Raw genomic sequence first — 9,590 nt, 5'->3', positions numbered from 1 at the left:
ACTCAACCTCCTTATCATCTTCTATCCTTATCTTATCACATCCGGACTTCTATGAAAAGAGCTATAATAGGCATAATAGGCGGAGATAACTCTAGAGTAATAGATGACATAGAAGTCAAAATTAAGCCTAAATCTTTTGAGAGCAATAAAGAAAAGAATGCGTTGGTTGGCTATGTTCATAAAGTTCTAGACAAACTAGTCGAAGATTTAAACGACACATTTGTTTCTGGCTTGGATTACCAATTGAGGCTTAATGCAAACTATGTTCAGAATAAATTGAGTAAGGATTTATATGATTTAGACAAGGTAGTTATGGGTACTAATCAGAATTATGAAAATTTGGAAAAAAACTTTAATAATCTAAGAGAAGAAGTTGAAAAATTAAAAACAGGAACGGTTAGTGATGACGACATAGATGAATGGGAAGCACCAACTCACTCTGATATATTGTAGTAGTTAGGAAAGTCACAGCTTGCTAGCAGGCTGTTACTCTCTCTACATACTATTTCAATATAGCCAGATTAAGGAATCTATTTTAAAACTTTCGGCATATAGTTCTCATCATGTTTTGCAAACACCGTATCTGCAAGAAAGGTACTGTTATCAGACATTTTACCTTGCACAACAATACCACTTTTTTCTGAAAACATTGGTGGAAGTATTCCCTGATATTTCACCATAACGCTCTTATTAAAATCTGTCATTTGAAAAATCACTTCACTTTCGTTGCGTATCACGCTATTTTCAACAACCATTCCACCAACACGGATTAGTTTTTGACTATTTGGTAAAACTATTGCCTCACTTACTGTATAGAAAAATGAGATATTTTCTTTGAGCGTTGTTAAAATAAAAAAAACTGCACAACTTAAAAAGCAGAAAATTCCTGAAGTTATAAGTAATCGCTTATGTTTCTTCTTCATTATTATCTTTCAGGCTTTCTAGAATTTTTTTACTTTTAATATAGCAAGAAATGGTAAGAATCAGTTCTCCGGTAATCAATGTAAGACTAATAAGGTAAGCAAAAATCACATACGTGTTCATAATATATCGTTAATAAATAACTCACCTGCATCAAAATAAATTAAGCTTCCATCCTTTTGCTGCAACACCAATTTACCACTTTCATCTATATCAGCAAAAATTCCTTCGTACAATTTGTCAGCTAACTTTACACTGATTTGCTCGTTCATCTTGAATGCTCTTGTGAGCCACATTTTTCTTATAGCATAAAACCCATCAAACAGCCATTGCTTTCTTAGCTTATTAAAATTTATTATTAATTTCTCTAATAGATCTATGTTAGACACAGATTCACCGTAATTGCTAATACACGTTGTTCCTGGAAGTGGTGCATGATTGACATTAATTCCAATTCCTACAATAAGCCAATTCGAATTGGATCTTTTTTCAAGCAATATTCCACTGATTTTTTTACTATCAACTAGGACATCATTTGGCCATTTATATTGAATGTTACTATCATCCATAAATGACAGTAAAGTATTCCCTACAACAAGAGCAGTCACAAAAGTCAATTCTGTTAATTTGCTGATGTCTTTAACTTGACTCGTTAAGCCTACTGTTATCCCAGTACCATCCGATGTCATCCCAGTGCTTGACACTGGGATCCATGCTTCTTGATTCCTAGATTCCAGCGTCACGCACTGGAATGACACCGAAAGCTGGCTTTCATTCAGATAATCGTTAAAGAGGTTTATCACCAAACTCGCATAGAAATTACCTTCTGGAGAAACCCAACTTTTTCCGGTGCGCCCCCTGCCTTCTGTTTGTTTATCGGCAATAATAACAGTTTCATTTGATATTCCTCTGTTAATTAAGTCCAGTGCTTTTCCATTAGTGCTTAAAACTTCTTTGTAATGATGAATATGAAAACCCTCAGGGATCACCTTGTCAGCCCTTTAGTTCAATGAGTGAGTAAAACGTACAAGAAAAGAACGAGGTTAATCAGTGAAGCCACCGAAGTGATAATGAATAGACCCTTAGAATAAGTAACCTTATTACCACTAGCTTTATCGAAATACATAGCTTTTATAATATTTAGATAATAGTAACACGATATAACACTTGCCATTACAAGGATCAAAGACAGGGTGATAAAGCCAGAATTTATTAAACTTTTGAATATAAAAAATTTAGCGATAAAACCAGCAAGTGGAGGTATTCCCGACATCGAGAGTAACAGCACAGAAAGATGAAATGCTACAATTGGGCGTTTCTTCCCTATACCAGACAAGTTTGCAATATCACAATCGTCATCGTCAATTTGTACGAGATATGAGAATAGCCCTATGCTTGTGATGATATATATCACCAGGTACATTAAGGCACTATCTGTTCCTGCTTGTGTAAAAATAGAAAGTGAAGCAAATATAAAACCAATGTGACCAATTGAACTGTAAGCAAGCAGCCTTTTTAAGTTTTGCTGACGCAAAGCCTCAAAAGCTGAGATAAGCACAGACAATGCTGAAATGTATAAGAAAATAGGCTGAACATAACTTTTTACATTTACTAACTCTTCATTCATCAATCGAATTAAAAATGTTACAAGTGCAGCTTTTGGGGCCGTAGAAAAAAACGCAGTTACTATGGTAGGTGCACCTTGATAGACATCTGGAGCCCACATATGAAAAGGAGCAATAGCAAGCTTGAAACACAAACCAATAAGGATAAAAACTAACCCAAAAACTATTCCATAAGTTATCTGATGGCTTTGCAAGAATGAACCGAGCTCAGAGAAATTGACTTGTCCTGTATATCCATAAAGCAGCGACATTCCATATAGCATAATGGAGGAAGATAGTGCACTAAGTGTAAAATATTTCACTCCTGCTTCACATGAATAAGCTGAATCTTTATTAAAGCTCGCAAGAACATACAAAGATATACTCATCAACTCAAAAGCTAAATAAAAAGAAATCAGACTATTTGCTGAAACCAAAGTTATCATGCCAAATAGCGCAAAAAGAATCAGTATTGAAAATTCATATTTATAGTCATATTTTGATAAATTCAGCATCAAAAGTATTAAAATTCCTGTGCTGAGAATTAACCCTTGGGCTGACCTGATGTATAAATTGAGTTTTAACAACGAATTAAAGAGAAAAATTTCATTGTTTTCTGCCGAAATAATTAAAATAATCAAAGTTACCACTGTGCAGCCAAGTGCTAATAAGTTGATAGTTCGGCGGTTAAATATAATTCCAAGCAGTAGCAACACTAACGAGGAGATAATAGAGAACGTTTCCGGCAATATCTGTATATAATTCATAGCGCATTATATTTGACTAACAAATTTGCCATACATGGCTTCAAATAATTCAGTGCAAGGGTTGGGTAGAATCCAAGCAAAATAACAAACACTGCAAGCAGAATTAAGACAGAAAATTCTATGCTATCCAAGCGGTTATTTAATAATTTAGAATAGCTAACCCCCCATATTATTTGCTTACATAAATTCAGCATATAAACTGCGCTTAAAATAGTGCCAAGTGCGATAAATCCTGTAAAAAACCCTATGCTCTTAAACATTCCAACCATAGCCAAAAACTCACCTATGAATCCAGATGTTCCAGGTAGCCCTATTGAAGCCATTGAAAATAAAATGAACATAAAACCAAATTTTGGCATTGTGTTTACTATGCCAAAATATTTTGCAATCTCCAAAGTTCCAGTTCGAGTATATAGCATTCCAACACACAAAAATAAAGCAGCAGAAATAAGGCCATGACTAATCATTTGAAATATGCTACCCAGTACTCCTTCCTCACAAAATGAAAAGAGGCCAGCAGTAACGATCCCCATATGTGCTATTGAAGAATAAGCTATTAACTTCTTTATATCATCTTGAGCAAACGCAACTAGCGAAGCATATATCACCGCAATAATGCTCAGCACAACAACGAAATTTGAAAAATATAAACTTGCCTGAGGAAGCATTGGAATAGAAAACCTTAAAAATCCATATCCTCCCATTTTAATAAGCAAGCCAGCTAAAATCACAGATCCAGAAGTTGGTGATTGTACATGCGCATCAGGAAGCCAAGTGTGAAATGGAAACATCGGTACTTTTATTGCAAAAGAAATAAACAATGCAATCCACAGCAATGACTGCACTTCAAGATCAAGGCTTGGCACTAATGTAGCTAATTTTTGTATATTAAACGTTCCAAAAATGTTATAGATGTAAACCAATCCAAGTAGAAATAATAATGAGCCAGTTAATGTATAAAGAAACAACTTAAACGTTGCATATACCCTGTGTTTTCCTCCCCAGATGCCAATAATAAAGAACATTGGTATTAAAACAGCTTCAAAAAACACATAAAAGCTTATAGCATTCAGTGAAACGAAAAAACCGACTACAAAACTCTCAAGCAGTAGAAACAATGCCATATAGGCTTTTAGGGTCGTATAACTCATTTTGCAGTTGTAGAGTATACAAATTACAAACAAGAAAGTTGTAAGCAGAAGGAAAAGCAACGATATACCATCTATCCCTATTCCAACATTTCTAATTGGGTAGCTGACAAACTGAAAGTCCGCATTGTTATAATCAAATTCTATACAAACTACAATGCTAAGCAAAAATGGAAGTACAGCAAAAAATAGAGCAAGGAATCTTAGGTGTATAGATTGATGATTAATCCTGATTAAGGATAAAATCAACGCTCCTATCAGTGGAAGCAAGAATATACTAAGTAACAACACCTTCTATTTAATTCCAATAATATATAAAGCACCGATTATTAGAGTAACAAACATAATAAATGCATAATCAAATATATAACCAGTTTGTAACTTTATAGAACTTTTTGAACATTCATTAACCAACCTTACAACACCATTTGGTCCAAATGAATCAATAGCCTTAACATCAAACTTCCATAGAAGCCTAGATATAAACCTTATCGGTGCAATTATAACAAACTCATACACCTCATCAAAGTACCATTTATTCTGCAAAAACTTAAGTAAAAATTTACTCTTAATTTGCCTAATTACTTGATATTGGTAAATTAGGTACGCAAGTGCTATTCCACTTAGGCTTGCTAAAGTTGGCAGTAGTTTTATAAAGAAATTATGAACTCCATGCTCATCAATCATCACTAAACTTGATTTCCAAAACACATTACTAGTTATGTTCAAAATATTTGCTCCCCATATTCCAGAAAATACTGATCCAAAAGCGAGTATCAGTAATGGTATAAGCATAATCTTTGGTGCCTCATGTATATTAATTTTACTTTGTTTTTGGCTGTGGAACACAAGAAGCAATAACCTCCAAGAGTAAAACGCTGTAAAGAATGCAACAACTAAGCTTATTACAAAAGCAAAGCTATCCGTGCTATAAGCATGTTCAATTATCAAATCCTTTGAATAAAAACCTGCAAATGGGAATATCCCAGAAAGCGCAAGAGATCCAATCCACATGAGAGCGTAAGTGCAAGGGATTTTCTTCCAGCAATTTCCCATTTTCTGAATGTTTTGCTCATGATGTATTGCATGAATCACATTGCCAGCACCAAGAAATAGTAGAGCTTTAAAAAAAGCGTGTGTCATTAAATGAAAAATAGCAACATTGTAAGCAGAAAGCCCACATGCCATGAACATATAACCAAGTTGACTGCAGGTTGAATAAGCAATTATTTTCTTTATATCGTTCTGAGTAATTGCAACGGTGGCTGCAAAAAAAGCAGTGAGTGCTCCAACGATAACTATTAATTCTCGTGCCACATTTGATAACTCAAACAATGGAGAACACTTTGCTACTAAAAATATACCTGCTGTTACCATCGTTGCTGCGTGAATAAGTGCGGAAACAGGAGTTGGCCCTTCCATTGCATCTGGCAACCAAACATGTAAACCAAGCTGTGCAGATTTACCCATACAGCCAATAAAAAGTAATATGCATATTATATGAGTTACTTTGAATTCACAGCAGAATGCCCTAATGTTCTGCGTGCCAAGAAGATCAGTTGTGTCGAAAACTTCAGTAAAATTCAAAGAGTGAAATGTATAATAAATAAGAAAGATTCCAATCAATAGTGCAAAGTCTCCTACCCTATTCACAACAAATGCTTTAATTGCTGCATTATTTGCAGAATATTTTTGGAACCAAAATCCTATGAGTAAATAAGAACATAGGCCAACCCCTTCCCAGCCAAAAAAAAGCTGCACGAAATTATCGCTTACAACCAGCACAATCATGCAAAACGTAAATAGCGATAGGTAAGAAAAAAACCTCGACTTCCCCTTATCATGCTCCATATAACCGATAGAGTAGAGATGTACTACCAGTGAAACGGTGGTAATACCAATAAGCATTAAGGATGAGAGAGCATCCACACTAATTGCCCAATTTACTTTTAAGATGCTCAATGAAAACAAAGGAAATAAACTCAAGTGATAATTTTCAGAGAAGGTGAGAAAAACATACCAAGATAAAACTGCAGATATTCCAATCCCTGCCGTTGTAACTAACTGACTTTTTCTAAAAAGTGCTGCAAATAGCGAACCAAAAAGTGGCAAAAATACTATTAATTTCAGTATATACGTCATACTTTTATTCTTTCATTAAGTTCGCTTGTTCAACGTCTATATTGCCACGGCTTCTATAATATACAACCAATATTGCAAGCCCAACTCCTGACTCTGCTGCCGCAACAGTCAACACAAACATCACAAAAATTTGCCCAACTATATCATTCATAAAGGCAGAAAAAGCAACTAAGTTGATATTAATTGCCAGCAATAATATTTCTATTGATAACAATATATTGATTATGCTCTTACGGTTGATGAAAATACCGCACACTCCAATAGTGAACAAAACAGCAGCAACTATCAGAAAATGATTTAATCCTATTTCCATTCTACTCCTTTTCCAAATTTAGCCTTAATCAATTTTACAGATGAAGATTGCGTCAATTGCTTTAACACATTCTGTTTTTTAACTCCTTTTTTCTTATCCTGCAAAGTAAGAGCAATTGCACCGACAATTGCAACAAGCAGCAAAATTCCAGAAAGATGAAAAGCATACATATAGTCAGTATATAGCAAATTACCAATAGCTTTCACGTTATTAGTATTATAGTTTATAACATTGCTTATATTCGGTGCTGAGCTGCGGATTACAAAGCTGATGATTAGAAAAAACACAACACATAATATAGCACCAAGAGTGAAATGCTTTGCAAAACCCTGGCGCAACCTTATGTAGTCAATATCGAGCATCATAACTACAAAGAGGAATAACACTGCAACTGCACCGATGTATACTATCAGTACCATCATAGCAATGAATTCAGCTCCAAGAAGAATGAAAAGCACTGCAGAGTTAACGAAGGTGAAAATTAAAAATAATACTGCATGCACAGGATTTCTTACGCTAATCACGCATACAGCAGATAAAATGCTTAGAATTGCAAAAAAATAAAAGAAAAAAGGCATTGATACTTTAACTGCAACAACAGTTACTAATTTAAAGTGACTATTGTTGTAAAGTCAATACTAAATGCCTACCTTATGGATGAACTTGCGATTGTGATTTTAAACACTCAGGAGTAAGGACATTCTTAATCACAGTACCTATACTCATATGGCGATCCTTTTGCCTTTCTTCACTGACCTTTTCACAAGATTTTCCAATACCATAACCCACCAGTGCACCAACAACAGTGGCTGCAATAAATACTGCAACAGCAACAATAGCAGGAGCTAAAGTGGCAACTCCTGCAAGGTATTCTATAGCTGCTCCAATAATTGCACCACCACTTAAAGCACAACAAGTTCTACAAGCGTTTGGCTTGCTTTTAGGATTTGAAATCTCTTCTATTATTTTAAGTTTTTCTGCTACTAAATCACTACCTTGTTGTTTTTCTTCATCATTTAACTTACCAAATTTATATAAAATCTTTGAAGTGCATTCTAAGTATTGTCCAACAGATTGCACATGTTCTTTTAGTGCATCTATTGTTACTCCTTCATTAAAGTGTTCTCTCAAAGTATCATGATCAAGACGATCAAGTTCCCACATAAATGAAGTATGTATCTCATTGATTTGCTTAATAAATTCCTCAAAGGGCTCCTTTATTTGTTCAACATAATAACTTATTATGTCAGTCGTTTTTTTAACTGATTCAACATTATGGATTCTTAAATTTTCCACAGATGTTAAAGACGTAATAAGTATCCGTTCTTCAAGTGAAAGTTTTCTTTGCTCATCAGAATTAGTAGGCATATTTTCTCCTATTTACTATACTTAACATACAATAATTTTAACTAATATTTTCACAATTGTCAAATTTAGGCGTCCATTTTTCTCAAAGTTCAAAGTACACAACAAAAACTTTACAGAGTGCAAGTAGTAAAATTCTTGACAACTTTAATTTATTAATGCATAATATATGTATATTAATAATCAGCGGTAGCTCAAAATGTACAACATATTTGGTTATTTCAAAAGCAACAATAGTTCTAATACCAATTCCCGCTACACAAGTAACGGATAGACAATAATAGAAAAAAAGCCATACTGAAGTAAGTAAAGTAGCGAGGTTTAAATGGCATTAAGATCAAAATTATTGGATGAAAAAGTGGTGGAATCAGCAAAAGAAATGCTGAAGAAAGTAAGAAATAACGCATATGTTGCAAAAAAACTAAATGCTGTAATTGCAGCAAAAAAGCACAGTATAACAGCCGTAGCAAAGATATGCTGCATTTCAAGAAAGGCACTTACTGCATGACCTAAAATTTGGCAGAGAAGAAAAATTATTTGCTCCGCCTCAACGCCGTAGAAAAACTATATTGAATCAAAGTCAATGTGAACAAGTTGAGGTGTGGATAGAGGAAAACCCTAATATTACTATAAAAGAAATGAAAATAAGAATTCAAGAAAAGTTTGGTTTGAATATCAGCAAATCTACAGTACACCGTAATATGCAAAGAATGAAATTCTCATATATCACACCAAGACCAGTGCATAACGGACAAGATAAAAGTAAACAAGAGGAATTTAAAAAAAAATCTTAATGAAACTATTGTCATGTATCCTGAAAAAGAGCTATTTTTCTTCGATGAATCGCGGTTTGGCACACATTCAAAGATTGGACACGGGTGGTTTAAAAAAGGCATTAGGACACAGGTTAAGGTAAAACTAGGTAGGCAAAATTTTTATCTCTATAGTGCAGTTAATCCCAGAAATGGAGAAAGTTCTAGCTCAAACGTCAATACTGATTGTATGAATATATTCCTTGAGCAGATGTCACAATATTTAGGAACAAGGGAGGCATTTCTTATCATGGATTGTGCTAGTTGGCATAAGTCAAAAAATTTAAAAGTACCTAAAAATATCGACATTATATACCTACCACCATACTCACCTGACCTCAATCCTGTTGAGAGGTTTTGGTTATATATAAAACAGAACATTTTGCGTAACAAAATCTACGACACAATTGCTTTGCTTGAGAGCGCTTTGTGCAAATTTATTACCTCTCTTTCTCACTCCACAATTAAAAAACTCTGCAATGCCGCTTATTTGATTCACTAGTAATGAGAATTGGTAT

10 protein-coding genes and 1 pseudogene are annotated in these 9,590 nt (G+C 34.2%); 2 read left to right on the top strand and 9 right to left on the bottom strand.

Annotated features, from left to right (window positions below):
- The first annotated feature begins 51 nt into the window (after positions 1 to 51).
- Positions 52 to 453: a hypothetical protein gene (locus tag ACIPNH_RS05335; protein ID WP_400772112.1), complete on the top strand. Its 402-nt coding sequence runs from the start codon at positions 52 to 54 to the stop codon at positions 451 to 453.
- Positions 454 to 530: 77 nt separating this feature from the next.
- On the opposite strand, the gene ccmE is transcribed toward ACIPNH_RS05335, so the two are convergent.
- The 9 genes from ccmE to ACIPNH_RS05295 all read right to left on the bottom strand — a co-directional run bounded on the left by ccmE (position 531) and on the right by ACIPNH_RS05295 (position 8,263).
- Positions 531 to 923 carry a cytochrome c maturation protein CcmE gene (gene ccmE, locus ACIPNH_RS05330; RefSeq protein ID WP_264723874.1) on the bottom strand — a complete coding sequence of 131 codons (393 nt, stop codon included), beginning with the start codon at positions 921 to 923 and terminating at the stop codon, positions 531 to 533.
- Positions 907 to 1,044: a CcmD-like small membrane protein gene (locus ACIPNH_RS06790; protein WP_006012903.1), complete on the bottom strand. Its 138-nt coding sequence runs from the start codon at positions 1,042 to 1,044 to the stop codon at positions 907 to 909. Before ACIPNH_RS06790 ends, ccmE begins: the two co-directional genes overlap by 17 nt.
- A complete protein-coding gene (locus ACIPNH_RS05325; protein ID WP_264723873.1) occupies positions 1,041 to 1,910 on the bottom strand; it encodes a biotin--[acetyl-CoA-carboxylase] ligase in 870 nt (289 codons plus the stop codon). The genes ACIPNH_RS06790 and ACIPNH_RS05325 overlap by 4 nt, the downstream gene beginning before the upstream one ends.
- Before the next feature lie 17 nt (positions 1,911 to 1,927).
- Positions 1,928 to 3,292 carry an NADH-quinone oxidoreductase subunit N gene (locus ACIPNH_RS05320; protein ID WP_400772110.1) on the bottom strand — a complete coding sequence of 455 codons (1,365 nt, stop codon included), beginning with the start codon at positions 3,290 to 3,292 and terminating at the stop codon, positions 1,928 to 1,930.
- The gene (locus ACIPNH_RS05315) at positions 3,289 to 4,731 is read right to left on the bottom strand and encodes a complex I subunit 4 family protein (protein ID WP_400772108.1); all 1,443 of its coding nucleotides are present in this window, start codon (positions 4,729 to 4,731) and stop codon (positions 3,289 to 3,291) included. Before ACIPNH_RS05315 ends, ACIPNH_RS05320 begins: the two co-directional genes overlap by 4 nt.
- A gap of 3 nt (positions 4,732 to 4,734) precedes the next feature.
- On the bottom strand, positions 4,735 to 6,582 hold the full coding sequence (nuoL, locus tag ACIPNH_RS05310) for an NADH-quinone oxidoreductase subunit L (RefSeq protein ID WP_400772106.1): 1,848 nt from the start codon (positions 6,580 to 6,582) through the stop codon (positions 4,735 to 4,737).
- Positions 6,583 to 6,586: 4 nt separating this feature from the next.
- The gene (nuoK, locus tag ACIPNH_RS05305) at positions 6,587 to 6,895 is read right to left on the bottom strand and encodes an NADH-quinone oxidoreductase subunit NuoK (RefSeq protein ID WP_006012916.1); all 309 of its coding nucleotides are present in this window, start codon (positions 6,893 to 6,895) and stop codon (positions 6,587 to 6,589) included.
- Entirely contained in the window at positions 6,886 to 7,473 is a 588-nt protein-coding gene (locus tag ACIPNH_RS05300; protein ID WP_264339643.1) for an NADH-quinone oxidoreductase subunit J, read from the bottom strand. Before ACIPNH_RS05300 ends, nuoK begins: the two co-directional genes overlap by 10 nt.
- Positions 7,474 to 7,546: 73 nt before the next feature.
- Complete coding sequence (locus ACIPNH_RS05295) at positions 7,547 to 8,263, bottom strand: hypothetical protein (protein ID WP_400772104.1); 717 nt, start codon at positions 8,261 to 8,263, stop codon at positions 7,547 to 7,549.
- Positions 8,264 to 8,585: 322 nt separating this feature from the next.
- Here ACIPNH_RS05295 and ACIPNH_RS05290 point away from each other — a divergent pair.
- Positions 8,586 to 9,574, top strand: a pseudogene (locus ACIPNH_RS05290) (IS630 family transposase).
- Positions 9,575 to 9,590: the final 16 nt, after the last annotated feature.

It is taken from the genome of Wolbachia endosymbiont of Drosophila barbarae (genome assembly GCF_044752445.1).
GTDB classification, from domain to species: Bacteria; Pseudomonadota; Alphaproteobacteria; order Rickettsiales; family Anaplasmataceae; genus Wolbachia; species Wolbachia pipientis.
The sequence above is the reverse complement of the archived record's forward strand: the minus strand, read 5'-3'. Positions and strand labels throughout refer to the sequence as shown.

Excerpts from the sequence above, each read along its gene's own strand:
- ACIPNH_RS05335 (WP_400772112.1), top strand. The coding sequence starts at position 52 with ATGAAAAGAGCTATAATAGGCATAATAGGCGGAGATAACTCTAGAGTA.
- ccmE (WP_264723874.1), bottom strand. The coding sequence starts at position 923 with ATGAAGAAGAAACATAAGCGATTACTTATAACTTCAGGAATTTTCTGC.
- ACIPNH_RS06790 (WP_006012903.1), bottom strand. The coding sequence starts at position 1,044 with ATGAACACGTATGTGATTTTTGCTTACCTTATTAGTCTTACATTGATT.
- ACIPNH_RS05320 (WP_400772110.1), bottom strand. The coding sequence starts at position 3,292 with ATGAATTATATACAGATATTGCCGGAAACGTTCTCTATTATCTCCTCG.
- nuoL (WP_400772106.1), bottom strand. The coding sequence starts at position 6,582 with ATGACGTATATACTGAAATTAATAGTATTTTTGCCACTTTTTGGTTCG.
- nuoK (WP_006012916.1), bottom strand. The coding sequence starts at position 6,895 with ATGGAAATAGGATTAAATCATTTTCTGATAGTTGCTGCTGTTTTGTTC.
- ACIPNH_RS05300 (WP_264339643.1), bottom strand. The coding sequence starts at position 7,473 with ATGCCTTTTTTCTTTTATTTTTTTGCAATTCTAAGCATTTTATCTGCT.
- ACIPNH_RS05295 (WP_400772104.1), bottom strand. The coding sequence starts at position 8,263 with ATGCCTACTAATTCTGATGAGCAAAGAAAACTTTCACTTGAAGAACGG.